General features: G+C 47.6%; 18 protein-coding genes. 11 read left to right on the top strand and 7 right to left on the bottom strand.

The annotated features are described in order from the left end of the window. Positions 1–70 precede the first annotated feature (70 nt). Positions 71–1,531, bottom strand: coding sequence for a nicotinate phosphoribosyltransferase (locus ACSVDI_RS04140; protein WP_457944972.1), 1,461 nt, complete (start codon positions 1,529–1,531; stop codon positions 71–73). 424 nt (positions 1,532–1,955) lie between these two features. On the opposite strand from ACSVDI_RS04140, the gene ACSVDI_RS04135 reads away from it, so the two are divergent. The 5 genes from ACSVDI_RS04135 to ACSVDI_RS04115 all read left to right on the top strand — a co-directional run bounded on the left by ACSVDI_RS04135 (position 1,956) and on the right by ACSVDI_RS04115 (position 6,736). Then, positions 1,956–2,204 carry a helix-turn-helix domain-containing protein gene (locus ACSVDI_RS04135; protein ID WP_457944970.1) on the top strand — a complete coding sequence of 83 codons (249 nt, stop codon included), beginning with the start codon at positions 1,956–1,958 and terminating at the stop codon, positions 2,202–2,204. 118 nt (positions 2,205–2,322) lie between these two features. Beyond that, positions 2,323–3,450: a sporulation integral membrane protein YtvI gene (gene ytvI, locus ACSVDI_RS04130; RefSeq protein ID WP_457944969.1), complete on the top strand. Its 1,128-nt coding sequence runs from the start codon at positions 2,323–2,325 to the stop codon at positions 3,448–3,450. 140 nt (positions 3,451–3,590) lie between these two features. After that, positions 3,591–3,974, top strand: coding sequence for a GntR family transcriptional regulator (locus ACSVDI_RS04125; protein ID WP_457944968.1), 384 nt, complete (start codon positions 3,591–3,593; stop codon positions 3,972–3,974). Continuing rightward, positions 3,967–4,866: an ABC transporter ATP-binding protein gene (locus ACSVDI_RS04120; RefSeq protein ID WP_457944966.1), complete on the top strand. Its 900-nt coding sequence runs from the start codon at positions 3,967–3,969 to the stop codon at positions 4,864–4,866. The genes ACSVDI_RS04125 and ACSVDI_RS04120 overlap by 8 nt, the downstream gene beginning before the upstream one ends. Next, complete coding sequence (locus ACSVDI_RS04115; RefSeq protein ID WP_457944964.1) at positions 4,841–6,736, top strand: hypothetical protein; 1,896 nt, start codon at positions 4,841–4,843, stop codon at positions 6,734–6,736. The genes ACSVDI_RS04120 and ACSVDI_RS04115 overlap by 26 nt, the downstream gene beginning before the upstream one ends. A 171-nt stretch (positions 6,737–6,907) precedes the next feature. On the opposite strand, the gene rd is transcribed toward ACSVDI_RS04115, so the two are convergent. Continuing rightward, positions 6,908–7,066 carry a rubredoxin gene (gene rd / locus ACSVDI_RS04110; protein WP_457944962.1) on the bottom strand — a complete coding sequence of 53 codons (159 nt, stop codon included), beginning with the start codon at positions 7,064–7,066 and terminating at the stop codon, positions 6,908–6,910. 63 nt (positions 7,067–7,129) lie between these two features. Next, positions 7,130–7,378, bottom strand: coding sequence for a DUF6514 family protein (locus tag ACSVDI_RS04105; RefSeq protein WP_457944960.1), 249 nt, complete (start codon positions 7,376–7,378; stop codon positions 7,130–7,132). A 299-nt stretch (positions 7,379–7,677) separates the two neighbouring features. Between ACSVDI_RS04105 and ACSVDI_RS04100 the strand changes: the two genes are divergently transcribed. Beyond that, positions 7,678–10,254, top strand: a complete 2,577-nt coding sequence (locus ACSVDI_RS04100; protein WP_457944958.1) for a calcium-translocating P-type ATPase, PMCA-type — start codon at positions 7,678–7,680, stop codon at positions 10,252–10,254. A 100-nt stretch (positions 10,255–10,354) separates the two neighbouring features. On the opposite strand, the gene ACSVDI_RS04095 is transcribed toward ACSVDI_RS04100, so the two are convergent. From ACSVDI_RS04095 to ACSVDI_RS04085, 3 genes are all read right to left on the bottom strand, one after another. Next, the gene (locus ACSVDI_RS04095; protein ID WP_457944957.1) at positions 10,355–10,648 is read right to left on the bottom strand and encodes a hypothetical protein; all 294 of its coding nucleotides are present in this window, start codon (positions 10,646–10,648) and stop codon (positions 10,355–10,357) included. A 170-nt stretch (positions 10,649–10,818) separates the two neighbouring features. Next, the gene (locus ACSVDI_RS04090) at positions 10,819–11,940 is read right to left on the bottom strand and encodes a lysylphosphatidylglycerol synthase transmembrane domain-containing protein (protein WP_457944955.1); all 1,122 of its coding nucleotides are present in this window, start codon (positions 11,938–11,940) and stop codon (positions 10,819–10,821) included. A 196-nt stretch (positions 11,941–12,136) separates the two neighbouring features. Beyond that, positions 12,137–12,928 (bottom strand): HAD family hydrolase, encoded by a 792-nt coding sequence (locus ACSVDI_RS04085; protein WP_457944953.1) that lies wholly within the window; start codon positions 12,926–12,928, stop codon positions 12,137–12,139. A gap of 257 nt (positions 12,929–13,185) precedes the next feature. On the opposite strand from ACSVDI_RS04085, the gene ACSVDI_RS04080 reads away from it, so the two are divergent. From ACSVDI_RS04080 to ACSVDI_RS04065, 4 genes are all read left to right on the top strand, one after another. Beyond that, a complete protein-coding gene (locus ACSVDI_RS04080; protein ID WP_457944951.1) occupies positions 13,186–13,374 on the top strand; it encodes a hypothetical protein in 189 nt (62 codons plus the stop codon). Between the two features lie 154 nt (positions 13,375–13,528). Then, positions 13,529–13,723 carry a spore coat associated protein CotJA gene (locus ACSVDI_RS04075; protein ID WP_457944949.1) on the top strand — a complete coding sequence of 65 codons (195 nt, stop codon included), beginning with the start codon at positions 13,529–13,531 and terminating at the stop codon, positions 13,721–13,723. Next, positions 13,720–13,980, top strand: coding sequence for a spore coat protein CotJB (locus ACSVDI_RS04070; protein ID WP_457944947.1), 261 nt, complete (start codon positions 13,720–13,722; stop codon positions 13,978–13,980). Before ACSVDI_RS04075 ends, ACSVDI_RS04070 begins: the two co-directional genes overlap by 4 nt. Further along, on the top strand, positions 13,980–14,090 hold the full coding sequence (locus ACSVDI_RS04065) for a manganese catalase family protein (protein ID WP_457944945.1): 111 nt from the start codon (positions 13,980–13,982) through the stop codon (positions 14,088–14,090). The genes ACSVDI_RS04070 and ACSVDI_RS04065 overlap by 1 nt, the downstream gene beginning before the upstream one ends. A 140-nt stretch (positions 14,091–14,230) precedes the next feature. On the opposite strand, the gene ACSVDI_RS04060 is transcribed toward ACSVDI_RS04065, so the two are convergent. Beyond that, positions 14,231–14,662: a CBS domain-containing protein gene (locus tag ACSVDI_RS04060; protein ID WP_457944943.1), complete on the bottom strand. Its 432-nt coding sequence runs from the start codon at positions 14,660–14,662 to the stop codon at positions 14,231–14,233. 391 nt (positions 14,663–15,053) lie between these two features. Between ACSVDI_RS04060 and sufC the strand changes: the two genes are divergently transcribed. Further along, complete coding sequence (gene sufC, locus ACSVDI_RS04055; protein WP_457944941.1) at positions 15,054–15,800, top strand: Fe-S cluster assembly ATPase SufC; 747 nt, start codon at positions 15,054–15,056, stop codon at positions 15,798–15,800. Positions 15,801–15,812 lie beyond the last annotated feature (12 nt).

Raw genomic sequence — 15,812 nt, 5'->3', positions numbered from 1 at the left:
CGAGAAAAGCGAAACCTGTCAACTGTTTTTGGATAATTTATCCATGTAAAAAGATTTCTTTATCACTTCATCAATTATAAGTGTATTCCGAAAGCAAGCGGTTTTTCTTCGACCACAGCCGGTGTGATAAATCCACGTAATATTGATGCGGATTTTCAAATCGCTTTACCTCATCCCAAAGTGTATCCACTTGATTCAGGCAGTATTCGCGGATTTCGTTCAACTCTCTCTCCCGCCCGACATACACGCCGTTTTCAAAGATTTTTTCACGCAGCGGGACCGCGCGGAAGTTCACCAGCTTCTTGCGTTTCCAGATATGCTCCGGGTCAAAGATTTCATATGGTTTTGCATCATCAATCGTTTCATCGTGCATCGTAATCACGTCGGCGATTGCTTTTCCGCTTTCACGGTCAAACAGACGCCACAGTTTTTTGAAGCACGGCGTGGTAATTTTCGCAACATTTTCGCTAATTTTAATTTTTGGAATAATTTCCCCATCCGGCCCTTCCACCGCGCTGAGCTTGTACACGCCCCCAAACACCGGCTCGCTGGAGGATGTGATCATCCGCTCCCCCACGCCGAAGCTGTCCACACAGGCTCCCTGAATCAGCATATCCCGGATGATATACTCGTCCAGAGAATTGGAGGCGCAGATTTTGCAGTCCGGGAAGCCGGCGTCGTCGAGCATTTTCCGGGCCTTCCGGGAAAGGTAGGTAATATCGCCGCTGTCGATGCGGATTCCCGCGGGGCGGTAGCCGCGCGGAAGGAGTTCTTCGTTAAATACCCGAATTGCATTCGGGACCCCGGATTTCAGGACATTATAAGTATCGACCAGAAGCGTGCAGCTTTGTGGGTATTCCCTAGCATAAGCCCGGAACGCTTCGAGCTCGCTGTCAAACAGCTGAACCCAGCTGTGTGCCATGGTGCCAAGCGCCGGCACCCCGAAATCGCGGTCGCAAATGGTACATGCCGTTCCCACGCATCCGCCAATATAAGCCGCGCGCGCGCCCAAAATCGCGCCGTCCGCGCCCTGTGCGCGCCGGGAGCCGAATTCCATGACAGCCCTGCCGGCAGCCGCGCGTACAATCCGGTTGGCTTTCGTTGCGATCAGGCTTTGATGGTTGATGGACAACAGCACCATGGTTTCAATAAACTGTGCCTGAATCACCGGGCCGCGCACTGTAACAATTGGTTCGCCTGGAAATATCGGCGTTCCTTCCGGCACCGCCCAAACATCGCAGGAAAACCGAAAATTCTCCAAATACTGAATAAATTCCTCACGGAAGATTTTGCAGTCGCGAAGATACTGAATGTCCTCCTTAGTAAATTTCAGATTTTTCAGGTAGTCCACCAACTGCTGCACACCGGCCATAATCGCATAACCGCCATTGTCCGGAACCTGACGGAAAAACATATCGAAATATACGATTTTATCGCGAAAACCGCTTGAAAAATAACCATTGGCCATGGTGATCTCATAAAAGTCGGTCAGCATCGTCAGATTTGTTTTTTCCGTGCTTAGATTTTCCATTTTCTCCACTCCTAGAAATGTTTGAAATTCGCAGTCACTACTACCTCATTGACTGTCATATTATAGAACGGCACCGATTCCTGAAACAGAAACCTTACGATGCTTAACATGCTTAAAATGAATAAAATTTGTCACAACTCAAGTTAAAATAAATAACAGGAATATTATAACAAATTTATGAGAAAATAACAAATAAAATAAATTATCTATTAGTGAAAATATAAACTTCTCAAATTTAATTCAATAATCAAATGAAAAATTTTCACAATTTTATTGTATTTTTCACAAAAAGATATTATACTATATCATGATGAGACAAGAAATTCCGTAAAATCCCATAATGATGAAAAATTTTGGTATTTGATGGAAGAGATGATTGGCAGGAAGTATGTAACCAAATCAGTTTAGGTGGGAGATGAATTTAATGAGATTACGCAAGCAGGCACTAGGCACCCGTAACTTAGTCGGCGCCCGCGTTGAAATGGCGCGAAAAAATCAGGGAATGAAGCAAAAGGAACTTTTGGCACAGCTGCAGGTGAACGGAGTTGATATGAATGCTTCCGGTCTGTCCAAACTGGAAGGTCAAATCCGTTACGTCACCGATTTTGAACTTGCGGCATTAGCCAATATTCTGAATGTTTCTGTCGACTGGTTACTCGGCAGGGAAAAATAATGAAAATCCGAACAGGCGCTTCGCTCTATGCGAAGCGTTCTTTTTTTCTTTCTTTTTGCCTGAATTCAGTTTATAATAATACTATTGTTTTCAAGGAAAGACAAGGGGGCATACGAAATTGATTGAACAACCGTTCCTTCGGCTGAAGCCACTGGCGGTTTTTTTGGCTGTTTTTACAATATGCTTTTACATTTTCGCCGTCACACTGAAATATTCCTTTCCATTTTTAGCCGGGCTTCTGCTGGCCATGATTGTTCAACCGCTAATCCGCATGCTGAGCAGCCGCTTCCATTGGAAAAAGGGACTAGCTTCCGCTTTGGCCACGCTTCTGGTATTTGCCATTTTATTCGGACTTTTGTTTCTTCTGGGTTTCTGGCTGGTTACGGAAATCAGCAATTTACTGAATTACGTGACGGAACTTTCCAAAAATAATTTTGGGGATCTTTCGGCGCCGATCAACGCCGTACTTACGCAAATCGGCACGTACCTGAATAAAGTCGACATGAAATTTATCCAGCAAAACCAGAACCAACTGCTGGAAATTACCAAATCGGGCGCGGGAGTCATTACCGCCGTACTAAGCACCACGTTGAAGTTTCTCACTTCACTCCCGGCTATTTTTACCATGCTGATTGTTATGATCTTTTCGACTTACTTTTTTTCCAAGGACCTGGATTCCATTAAACGTCATTTTATCGTGCTGATGCCTTCGAAAACCGCCACCGGCCTGAAAAACGCATCGAAACACGGCGCCAATATCAGTGGGCGCTTTGTCATGTCCTATCTGCTGGTTTACTTTATCACGTTTATCGAAACACTGATTGTATTTTTCGTACTCGGCGTACCGTATCCCCTTGTTCTAAGTTTGGTTACCGGGATTGCCGATATCCTCCCCGTTTTTGGTCCGGGCACCATTTACATTCCGCTCGCAGTCATCTATTTGTGCACGGGCAAAATTTTCAATGCGGTTGCCCTGCTGGTCTGCTGGCTGCTGATTACAGCCATTCGTCAGGTGATTGAGCCGAAGCTGGTATCCTCCTCCATCAACATTCATCCTCTGTACATGCTTGCCGCCATTTATTTTGCGCTGGTTTCCGCAAATTTCTGGGTACTGATTTACTTTTCCCTGCTGGCAATTCTGTATCAGGTACTTACGCATTCCGGCATGCTGCCCAAACTTTTCCCGGAAAATCCGGACGAGGAAAAGCAGGGCCCTCCGGCTCAAGATTCCTCCAAGCAGGCATAATATCAGAAACTTCCAATCCGCCCAAACGGGCGGATTTTTTATTTTAGAAAATTATTTGTGTGCCCTATTGACTTTCCGCACGGTTTCAGTTATAACTGTATTAATCACAATAATACAGTTCGGACAGAGAGGTGAGCAAATTGTTTACCCTAGATTACAAAAGCAGGCTTCCAATTTATGAACAGTTATATCAATCCATTATAAAAATGACCGCCGTAGGCGCGTTCGACCCTGGGGAGCCCCTTCCCAGCGTCCGGTCTGTGGCGCAGGAGCTTGGCGTAAACCCCAATACCGTTCAAAAAGCCTACCAAATGTTGGAGCGGGACGGAATCATTCATACCGTACCGGGAAAAGGTTCTTTTATTTCCGAAAGCAATTCCGCCATTAACCGGCAGCGTGAACTCGTTTTCCAAAAGCTGAAGGAAACCGTGCGCATCGCCGTGGAGTGCGGCATCAACGAGGCAGAACTAAAAGAACACATTCATCAATATTATTCCGCGGAAGGAGCTGAGCATCATGATTGAAGTGAAAAATCTGACAAAACACTTCGAGGATAAAACAGCGCTGGACAAAATCTCATTCCATATTCCCTCCGGTTCCCTGTTTGGATTGGTTGGATCGAACGGAGCTGGAAAATCCACCTTTCTCCGCACACTGGCCGGTATTTATTCGCCGGACGGCGGCCAAATTCTGGTAGACGGCGCGGAACCTTTTGAAAATTCCACGGTAAAATCAAGGCTGTTCTTTATTTCTGATTTTCCTTACTTTATTCCCCAGGCCACACTGGCGGAGATGGCCGATTTTTACTCGAGGGTTTACCCGAACTGGAGCCGGAAGCGCTATGAGGAGCTTTGCTCTGTATTTCCGATCGGCGTAAAAGAAAAAATCAGTAATATGTCAAAGGGAATGCAGCGGCAGGCCGCTTTGATCTGCGCCTTTGCCGCACAGCCAGATTACCTGCTGATGGATGAAATTTTCGACGGTCTGGACCCGGTCATGCGCCAGCTGTTAAAGCGCGTCGTTTCAAGCGACGTTTCGGAACGCGGTATGACGGTACTGATTGCATCACACAATCTGCGCGAACTGGAAGACTTCTGCGACCACATCGGACTACTCCACCGGGGCGGTGTAATTTTCGAGCGCGAACTGGACGAACTGAAGCTTGGAATTAACAAAGTTCAGGCCGTGCTAAAGCCCATGCCGGAACTAAGCGCATTCGCGCCGCTGGATATTGTAAAAACTGAAATACGCGGTTCATTAATCAATCTGGTGGTGCGCGGCGGCAAGGAAGAAATTATGGCAAAAATTAATTCTCTCAATCCGGTTTTTGCGGAAATTCTTCCCCTGACCCTTGAGGAAGTATTTATCAGTGAAATGGAGGCGGCTGGTTATGACCTTGAAAACATCCTCAAATAACACTTGGAAGGAGTTTACTCAGACGTATTGCTGGGCGCTGAAAAAAAGTCGCGGTATGGCCGCCCTGCTATTTCTTCTGACCTTTATGGCAGACCCGATGATTCTGCTGCTCTCCGCTCCCGGCTGGCTGAAAGACGCAGCGGAGGAGTTCAATTCCTTTACGGAATCCGGGCTGCAAACTGCTGCATTGTCATTGCAGCAAATCATCTCCAGCTATTACAATTCATTTTTAAAAGTTGCTATCCCATTTTCTACTTCTCTTCTGCTGCTTTTCACGCTGATTTTGTGCATCCAGCTGTTTTCTTACATGCACAACAAACGAAGCGTCGATTTATTCCACTCCCTGCCGGTCGGCCGCACTCCCATGTTGTTGGGGCGTTGGTGCGCAGGACTGACCGTGCTGTTTGTCCCCATGATTGTAAACACGGGAATTGCGGAAATTGTGCGCCTCTCCTACGGAATTACGCTGGAAGCGGTATCCGCGCCCCCGCTGCTGCAAATGCTGTGGGCACTGTTAATTACCATGGCTTCCTTTACGTTCTGCCTGTTTATGGCAGTCTGCAGTGGCACCACCCTGGACACCATTCTTTCCATCCTTGGCGTAAACGCCGGGTATCCCGTTCTCATTTTGCTGGGAATGACCATTGCGACCATGATTGTACCGGGACTTTCCTTTGATTACAGAAGCCACCTGCTCATCATCACCGCTCTGGCGCCGTTCAGCGCAATCCTTGTCCCCGTTATTACCGAAGTGTCCGCTGTCTTTCCCATTTGGTGGGTAGTTCTGACGCTCCTTCTTCTGTCCGCTTCTACCATTCTGTACCAAAAACGGAAAAGTGAATCAGCAGAAAACAATTTTGCGTTTCCAATCCCCAAAATCATCATCCGATTTCTTCTGACCGCGGTGGGTGGAATCGGCTTCGGTCTCGTTCTCCGCAGCATCGCGAACGGCTTCTTGATTGGCATTGTTACCGGCTCCGTCATTACCCACATTGCAGTGGAAGCGGTTTATTCCCGCGGCTTCAGCCACTTGAAAAAAAGCATGAAGTGGTACGGCGTTTTCGCCGCCGTCTTCGTGGCCTTTTACGGAGTGCTGGCCACAGGACTGTTTGGGTATGACACGAAAGTGCCGAACGCTCAGGATGTTGCCAGCGTGACGGTCAATGCCGGCGATACAGATATCATCGCCGGAGGCGGATGCCGCACGATCTTTTCGGAAAAACACCGCATACTGAACAGCACCATTACTCCCTTACTAACGGATCAAAAAAATATTCAGGCAGTCATTGATACGCAGAAAAAGGTCATTGAACATTACCGCTCCGACTCTTATCCGTACCAGCTGAGAAATACTGCAAGCAGGCTTTTGACCGTTACCTATCATATGAAAAACGGCCGTTCCATCCACCGGGATTATCAGTACTACTACAACGGAAACTCCGGGGAACCCGTATCCTGGGAAGCATACAATCAACAGCTTAAAACGATTACCAGCATACCAGAATACATTAAGGGAACCGACATGATTTTCCATGTATCTGCGTCAGACGTAAAAAGCGTGGACGTGACGAATTCATCTGGACAAAATTCCTTTGTACCGGATGAAGCCGCCAAACAACAATTACTGGACGCCCTTCAGCAAGATATTTTGAATCGAAAACTGGATATGTCCAACACGCGGCAAAAAGAAGAAAGCAACATTTCGATTTGTGTCAACTTTAAAGACGCCATTCCAGTAAGGGATGACTTTGTGAAAAACCAGGTTGGCAGCTACCAGGGAAAAATCTCCCTGAACGGCGGCAACTATAATATTATCCGTAAAGATACCGCCACCTACCAACTGATGCAAAAAATGGGCTGGCTCAACTAGGCGCCAGCCCTGCAATACAACACACATGAAATACGCAGGAGCGCCCGCCCCGGAACATCGGGGCGGGCACTCCTGCGTATGAGCATATTGATTACATAGAAAATCAAGCCGGCTGTTTTACTGCAAAACGATTTCTAGCAAACGCCTTTTCTCGCGGTAAAACAACAAAGCTCATTCCGGAGAAAACATATCTTTGCCAACACCGCAGACGGGGCATGTCCAATCGTCCGGAAGATCTTCAAACGCGGTACCAGGGGCAATGCCATTGTCCGGATCTCCCTTTTCCGGGTCATAAACATAACCGCATGCATCACAGATATATTTTTTCATAACAAACACTCCTAACTTAGTTAAATTGGATTAAGCTAAGTATAGATGAGCAGCCATCTTTTGTCAATTAAATTCATTGTCATCGATTCGATAGTCATCGATTATTTCCGTCAAGTTTGATGGAAATACGACTCCACGTCTCAATTGGTGTGCTAGGTTCAAAGCCTCCGCAAAGTTTCCGGACACCAACTGGTCCGCTTTTTCCATACAGGTTTTTGTAATCCTCACTCCATAACCCGTATTCCGATCCCCAATGACATAGTAGGACAGGCGTTTCCCATGCAGCCTGACTTGCCCCACACACTTTTTCATTTCTTAAATTCCCTCCTTGATGTGAAATATTACCACCCAAAGTAATATTATCATAATGCAACATGGGAAAATTTTCAAGGTGGGAATTCCCACAATTTGCAGAAATTTCATTTTTGCGCAATATATTTGGATTTTTTTTAGAATTATTGCATATCTAGTAACGAAAGAAAAAATTATTTGCTTTATAGAAAAATATATAGATTTTTCTTGTTATTTATGGAATTGCCATCGGAAAAATAAACAAATGCCATATTCGGCCTCTACCGGGAATATACTTAAGCAACAGGAGGTCGATATGAGTGGATTGCCAAAATCTAACCAGAGAAGACTGTGCAAGGAAGCTGGACACCGATCTGCATGCAGGACTGTCGGTTCAAGAAGCGGAAAAGCGCCGGGCACAATTCGGTGCAAACGAACTGGAACCCCCGAAAAAGAAAAGCCTGATTCTGCGTTTTCTTGCCCAGTTTTCCGATTTTATGATTATTGTTTTGTTAATCGCCGCTGGGATTTCTTTTGCAACGTCTTATATCCAGCATAACAACGATTATATTGACTCCATTATCATTCTTGTCATTGTAGTGCTGAACGCCGTCATCGGGCTGATTCAGGAAAGCCGCGCGGAAAAGGCCATTGAAGCGCTGCAAAAGCTTTCCAGCCCCAAGGCGCGGGTCATCCGCAGTGGAAAGGAGCTCGAAATCGACGCGGCAGATGTAGTTCCCGGCGACCTGGTACTGCTGGAAACCGGTGACCTGGTTCCCGCCGATATCCGGCTGACCAAGGCATTCAACCTGAAATCCGAAGAAAGCGCGCTGACCGGTGAAAGCCTTCCATCTGAGAAGAGTGCTGAATTTGTCTGCTCTTCTGACACGCCTCTCGGTGACCGGCACAACATGCTGTTTTCCACCTGTTCCATCACCTCGGGCCATGGGGAAGGAATCGCCATAGCCACCGGAATGGATACCCAGGTTGGCAGAATCGCTCATATGATCACCAGCCAGGAAGCACCCCAGACACCGCTGCAGAAAAAGCTTGCGAGAACCGGGCGGATCCTCGGCATTGGGGCGCTGATTATCTGCCTGATCATTTTTATTATGGGCCTGTTTCAGCACGTAGAGCCCCTGGAAATGTTCTTAATTTCCATCAGTCTTGCCGTCGCGGCCATACCGGAGGGACTGCCCGCCGTTGTCACCATTGTGCTTGCCATTGGAATGCGCAGAATGGCGGCAAAGCGGGGAATAGTGCGGCGGATGCCGGCAGTGGAAACCCTGGGCAGCGCCAGCGTCATCTGCTCCGACAAAACGGGAACGCTTACGCAAAACCGTATGACGGTGGTGGAAGTACAGAACAACTCCGGCAAAATCGGCCTGCACTCCGACGAAGCCCAGAAGATTCTCAGCCTTGCTTCCCTGTGCAGCAACTGCACGGTAAATGGGGGCAAGGTTTACGGGGACCCGACGGAAGCTGCCATTGTCACTGCCTGTCCGATAAGTAAAATCGACTTGGACGCCAAATACCCTCGAATTCGGGAAATCCCCTTTTCTTCCGAACGAAAAATGATGACAACCGTGCACCGGCTAGACAAAAACCGCTTCCGCATTATTTCAAAAGGTGCGCCGGATGTTCTTTTCACCCACTGCATAAACGGCGGAGCCGCCTCTCAAAACGAAGAGATGGCTTCGCGTGCCCTGCGCGTAATCGGCGTAGCGTTTCGCGATGTGGACACGATTCCGTCCGATGACCGTTCGATTGAAAGCGGCCTAACCTTCTGCGGTTTAATTGGAATGATTGACCCACCGCGGCCGCAGGTTCAGGCGGCCGTCAAGCTCTGCAAAAGTGCCGGCATCCGTCCCATTATGATTACCGGGGACCATGCCGCCACCGCCTCTGCAATCGCCAAGCAGCTGGGCATTCTGGAAAAGGGAAGCAGTGTTATGACCGGCGCCGAACTGAACCGCACCAGTCAGGCAGATCTGGAAAAAAACATCTATCGCTACTCGGTATTCGCCCGTGTATCGCCCGAACATAAAGTGCGGATTGTGAAAGCGTTCCAAGCCCACGGAGAAATTGTCGCCATGACGGGCGACGGCGTGAACGATGCCCCGGCGCTGAGAACGGCGGACATCGGCTGCGCTATGGGAATCGCCGGAACGGACGTGGCCAAAGCGGCTTCCGACATGATTTTAACTGACGATAACTTTGCCACCATTGTTACGGCAGTTCGCGAAGGACGCGGGATTTATGAAAATATCCGTAAGACCGTACATTTCCTGCTCAGCTGCAACATAGGGGAAATTCTGACCATCTTCGTTGGATTTTTGCTGCGTCTTCCCTCCCCGCTTCTGGCCATTCAGCTCTTGTGGGTAAACCTTGTCACCGATTCGCTTCCAGCGCTTGCGCTGGGGGTGGAACCTATTCCGGGCGATATTATGAACCGCAAACCCGTCAAACCCAGCGAGAGCATCTTCAGCGGCGGCATGGGGTACAATATCATTGTGGAAGGCTGCCTAATCGGGTCGCTGTCCCTTCTGGGCTACAGCATCGGGCGTTTGTGGTTCGATGTGGACCCTGCGTCGCCGCTGATTGGTCGGACGATGGCATTTGCCATTTTAAGCCTTTCACAGATTGTCCACACATTCAACATGCGTTCATCAAGCTCTGTTTTTCAGGCCGGCCTGTTTGCCAACCCCAGGCTGGTGCTCGCTGCCGCCGTCTGCATTTTCCTGCAGGCTTCCGTCATTCTATTCCAGCCGCTTGCCGTTATTTTTAAGACCGCGGTTCTGACAGGTTTTCAGTGGCTGATTGTCGTGCTTCTGTCCCTGGTTCCACTGGCTGTGGTGGAATTGGAAAAAGCGATTTTGTCTTCCCGATACCGCTGATGGTAGAAAAAGCTCCATATGCCGTGCGGCGCCCCGTCATAATTTGACGGGGCGCCGCTTCGCACTGGAAAGGAGATTCTTTTTTACGGATTATACTGAGTTAATATACTTTTTTCGAGCGGATGCAAAGTGCTCGCTCAATGATCTGGTCCAGGATGTGCAGGTCATGAATATTTAATTCTTCCAACAGATACAAAATCTTCTTTAATGTTCTGGCACTGTCACCGCCGCAATCTTTATAACAGTCATCTTTCTTCTCTTTTTTATACTCCCAATCGTCTTTTTTGTCTTCCCCGTAATGGCAGCCACGGAAGTTATCCTCTTCCTTTTTTTCTTCTCGGTATCCCTTGAAGCTCGGATAATCGTGCTCATTCGAATAACGGTACAAGCTCATATCATCACCTCCCGGCAACCGACTGCTATATCATATGTAGAAGTGTCACGGCTTGTCAATCTGCGAACGAGGAATGCGCAAACCGCATTCCCACAAGGTTTTAAAAAAAGCGCATCCATCTTTCCGGCTTTACACCGAAGAAAACGGATGCGCTTTTGATCCATATCGATTTATTCCTTGTGTGGCTCTTCCGGAGCCGGTGGTTGTGGAACCGAATCCTCCAAATTCCCTGAAATGGACGGTTCCCCGGGCAATTCCTGTTCCTGCGGCTTATTTTGGTAAAAGATTCTTCCCGCAACGGAAGACACAATTCCCCCCACCAGAATATTGGAATAGTACGTAAGAAAACGCCAGAGCAAAACCGCGGGCAAAATCGTCGACTGGAAAAACATTCCGAAGAAAACGTAAAAGCTGCCTTCTGCGCCGCCGGAAGCGCCTGGCAGCGGAACAAACGCGGAAACCATGGACACAAAAACCTGCGCGGCAACCATGGTGGTAACCGGCGCCGTGTGAAAACCGAAACTGCGGTAAATAAAATACGGCATCAGACTGCCCAAAGTAATCTGAACGACAGACAGCCCCATGACCGTAAGGTAAAGCTTTGCAGAATTTCCCATCAGTTTGGCCGCGTCATGGAACGTCTGAAGCTGATCGTGAATTTTCCGGTAGCGTTCGTCCGGGTGGCGAACCAGCTTAATGCGGTGCAGGAACTGAATACAACCGGTCACAAGACGGTCCGTCAAGGTTTCACTGAGCGTAAATAAAAAAACCAGCGCGATGAAAACGCTGTTGGAAATCAGTCCGATAATGGTAACAAAGGAAAAATTGCTGACGCTGGTCTGGAAAAAATGGAGCTTTGCTACAACGGCCACCAGCGAATACAGCACCATAACAACCTGATACGTCAGAGTTTTTACCGCAATAATGGAACCGGCCCTGCCCGTGTCCATTCCCATGCGGTGCATGGAGTAAATCTGCATGGGCTGGCCACCCGTAGAAAAAGGGGTCAGCGCGCTGTAAAGCAGCCCGATCATTCCAACGGAAACAGAGCGCCCATACGTCCATTCCGGGTAAAGATGCGCACAGAGTAGATGCAGGCAGTAGCCCTCTAATAACCAGGTGGCAATAACAGCAACGACCGCCCCAAACACCCATTGCGGCTTCAGCTGATGCAGCAAGTGCCAAAGCGTGCTGATGCTGTCGGTTGTAATCATGCAGTATAGTAAAACGCTGACGGTCAGCACCAGGGTAACGATCGTGAAAATATTTTTTTTCTTAATCTTTATTTTCATAAAATATCCCAACTTGATTTCTGTTTTCTCGGGTTGGAAAACCGTTTCTGTTCCAGTGGCGCGGAACATCCGGCCTGCCTTTCCGACCGGCCGGATGCCAGATACACAAAAATAGTATTAAAACAGTAAAACAGTGTTGTTATATTTTATACTATTTTAAGAAATTATACAAGGCTTAACGGAAAAGGCAGAAAGATCATTCCTCTTGTAAAGCATACTTTCGAATAGCCTTCATCACACCGTTATCATTATTGCTTTCCGCCATATAATTCCCATACTGGCGCATGTCTTCGTTGGAATTGGCCATAACAAAACTGTATTTCGCATGCTGCAAAAGCTGGATATCGTTGTAAAAATCCCCGAACGCCATCGTTTCCTCCGGAGAAATGCCAAGTTCATTCTGAATGGTTTCCAGCGCGGTGCCTTTGTTCACTTCTCGGTTCATGACGTCCATCCAATACATGCCGGAAACCTGAAGATTCAGCTTATCCCCGAAGCGTTCCTTTAAAAAGGGATAGGTACGGTTCATCGGATTTTTCATATCGCAGATAGCCACCTTGAAAATATCGTCGTTCACATCGGTCAGGCGCTCCACAAAGCGGCGGTTATGATAGTAATTTCCGATTTCAAAATCAAATTCCTTGGAATAACTTTTGACGTAAGTACCGTTTACACCGCAGAGTAAAATCTGAATCCCTGGCAGTTCCTCACAGGCAAGCAGCAGCGGTTTTAAAAGTTCCCCGGGCAGCAGTTTCACCCGGCAAACATCCTGATAATAAACATTTGCACCATTGTCGCAAATATAGCCGATTTGGTCAGCAACGGCGGCAAAATTATCTTTCAGCGTACAGTAAGAACGCCCGCTTGCCACGAAAAACCGGATCCCCTTTTCGTGCAGCCTCGGCAGCACTTCAAAAAATTCCGGAGGAATTTTTTTCTCATCATTTAACAGGCTTCCGTCCATATCAGAAGCAATCAGTCGTATCATTCGCAGTCCCCTCATTTGCTCTGTCAGTTGACATCCATTCATGCAGAAACATTGTTATTGTAGCATAAACAGGATTCTCTCTTTTTCATAAATCGAAAAATAATACAGGATCCTTTTATCCACATTCGAATAAAAAGCGAAGATGCTTCCGTAAGATGATGGCCGGTAAAATACTGCCGGCCGGAAAACGGGGAAAATTCAAAAAGGCAATAGTATTTACGGTCATGCTGCAAACACTAATCCAGGAGGTGAACCCCATGGAAGATTTCTATCAAAACCTAAACAGTCTGGTGGAACAAAACGGGGAAGCCAAACGATATTACAACTCCCTGCCATACGCTATGAAGCAGACCGTTCAGCAGCACGCTACCGGAATTCATGGGTTTGATGCGCTGCGCAGATGTGTGGAGGACCGGCTAAACCAAAACGGGCATAAGGCAAACTAATCAAACCGTGCAGCAGGAAAACCGGATTTTGCTCTGCACGGTTTTTCGTTGATAGGCGGTTTTGCGAATTTCCAGATATGCGATAACACTTTCATCTTCTTTCCGCATAATATGTGATTGAGATATGCTCAAAGCACAAGAAAGGAGATCTATTATGGATGTTATGGCTAATATGGACGGCCAGGCCTGCACGCTCAATCCGACACCGCTGCCAGCGATGCCAGTAGTCGCAATGGCTTACGTACCATTTCAGCAATTTAGCTCAACTTACACGCCCGAAAAAGGTCTTGAAATGGGAACCATTTTTCCAGATCTGGATAAGCCGTTTCTGGGAGGTGGCTCAAAGTGAGTGAACAGGAACGCTTAATGCGCCGCATTAATGCCTATCGATTCGCACTGTGGGAACTTCACATTTACCTTGACACCCACCCGGGCGACTGCCAGGCGGCACAAAAGCATGCAGAATACCAGAAGACGGTCAACGAACTGATCGCGCAATATGAGGCCGCTTACGGCCCGATGAACGAATCGCCCAAAACGGCCAGCCGTTGGGCATGGATTTCCGACCCATGGCCGTGGGATCCAAGTGAGGAGGCGGAGAAATAATGTGGACTTACGAAAAGCGTCTGCAATATCCGATTAATATTAAAAACCCCAACCCAAAGCTTGCGCAGCTTATTATTGCGCAGTACGGCGGACCATATCCCGTTTTGTGAGAAAAATCTGGGGGTCTGAAAGCCATTGAACGGATTGGATTACCGCTTCTAGAAGAGTAACGGCGCATTTTATGAAGAAAGGGAACGAATTGCTCCGTTCCCCCTGTTGCATCCTACTGATTGAAAACACTTTCTGTTTATTATGAGAATTGGTTGTGACCAGGCTGCGAAATATCGGACAAGGCTTCCGCGGCATCTTCTTTTAAAGCCGGTTCTACCGAAATATCGCCCAGCGCCACATAACCGACCAGACTGTTGTTCTGAACAATCGGCAGCCGGCGAATCTGTTTTTCACTCATGATTCTGGCAGCATCGTCCACATCCATTTCGGGGTCGCCAACCACAGGATTTGCGCTCATAATTTCGCTGACCTTCTGCTGCTTGGTATCACAGCCTTCCGCCGCGGAGCGCAGGGTAATATCGCGGTCTGTAACAATTCCGACCACCGAGTTTTCACGGCAGACCGGAATGGAGCCGACATCGTACTGTTTCATCATTTGCGCTGCTTTTTCAACGGTATCGTCCGATTTTACGCTTGCAATGTTTTTCGACATAATTTCTTTTACCTTCATGCGTATCACCATCCTTTCGTTGCGGCTTTTGAAAAGTTTTCTTTTCAACTCCGCCCCGGTCATAGGTTGTCCAAAATCCAGGGTACTATGACTGGTCGGGACTGCCAGTTGAGAAGCAGTGCGAAGGCTTCCGATCCATTTTTGTTTGTGTGTATTTTTTTCTGTTATAAGGGATTATAATAAGGAAGCTGTATGCAAAAGACCGCGCTGGAAAGCGTTCTCTGTTTTTTCAACAGGAATGTTTTCCGTATTCCATACAGAACTATGCAATATTTACCGACAATTTGTCATGCAGGCAACTTGAAATGTTAGATAGGGTATACTATAATATGAATGTCTACAAAATTGGTATATATTAATGTGATTTTGCAAGAATAAGGAGTGAAAAGTCGTGCAACTGTTGGAGATTAAAAATCTGAAAGTAAGCGTTGACGACAATGTAATTTTAGATGGCCTGAATCTATCCATTGGAAAAGGAGAGGTTCATGTTTTGTTGGGCCCGAATGGCGCCGGAAAATCCACACTGGTCAACACCATAATGGGGCACCCCCAGTATCATGTTGAAAGTGGTTCGATATATTTTGAAGGAAAAGATATTACACACGCGCCGGTGAACGAACGCGCGAAAGCCGGCTTGTTCCTTTCGTTCCAAAACCCGGAGGAAGTGCCGGGCATTTCACTGGAAAGCTTTATCCGCACTTCGCGCAATACCGTAACCGGCCAGCCGGTCAAACTGTTCGCTTTTAAAAAGGAACTGCGCCAGAAAATGGACGAGCTGAATATGAGCGAAGAGTATGCTTCCCGCTACTTAAACGTCGGTTTTTCCGGCGGAGAAAAGAAAAAGTCCGAAATTTTGCAAATGTTGATGCTGAACCCGAAACTTGCCATTCTGGATGAAACCGATTCTGGCTTGGACGTGGACGCGGTCCGCATCGTTTCACAGGGCGTTGAAAAGTATAAAAACTCCGACAATTCGCTCCTGATTATTACGCACAATACGAAAATATTGGAATATCTGCAGGTGGACGCCGTGCATGTACTGATGGACGGCAAAATCGCGAAAACCGGCGACCGTACGCTGATCGATCAAATTAACGAATCCGGCTTCCAGCATCTTTCCGCCGCCCCTGCGGTTTAATGGGAGGGGATG

Source organism: Caproiciproducens sp. LBM24188, assembly GCF_054130445.1.
This window is presented reverse-complemented; position numbering and strand designations above follow the sequence as displayed.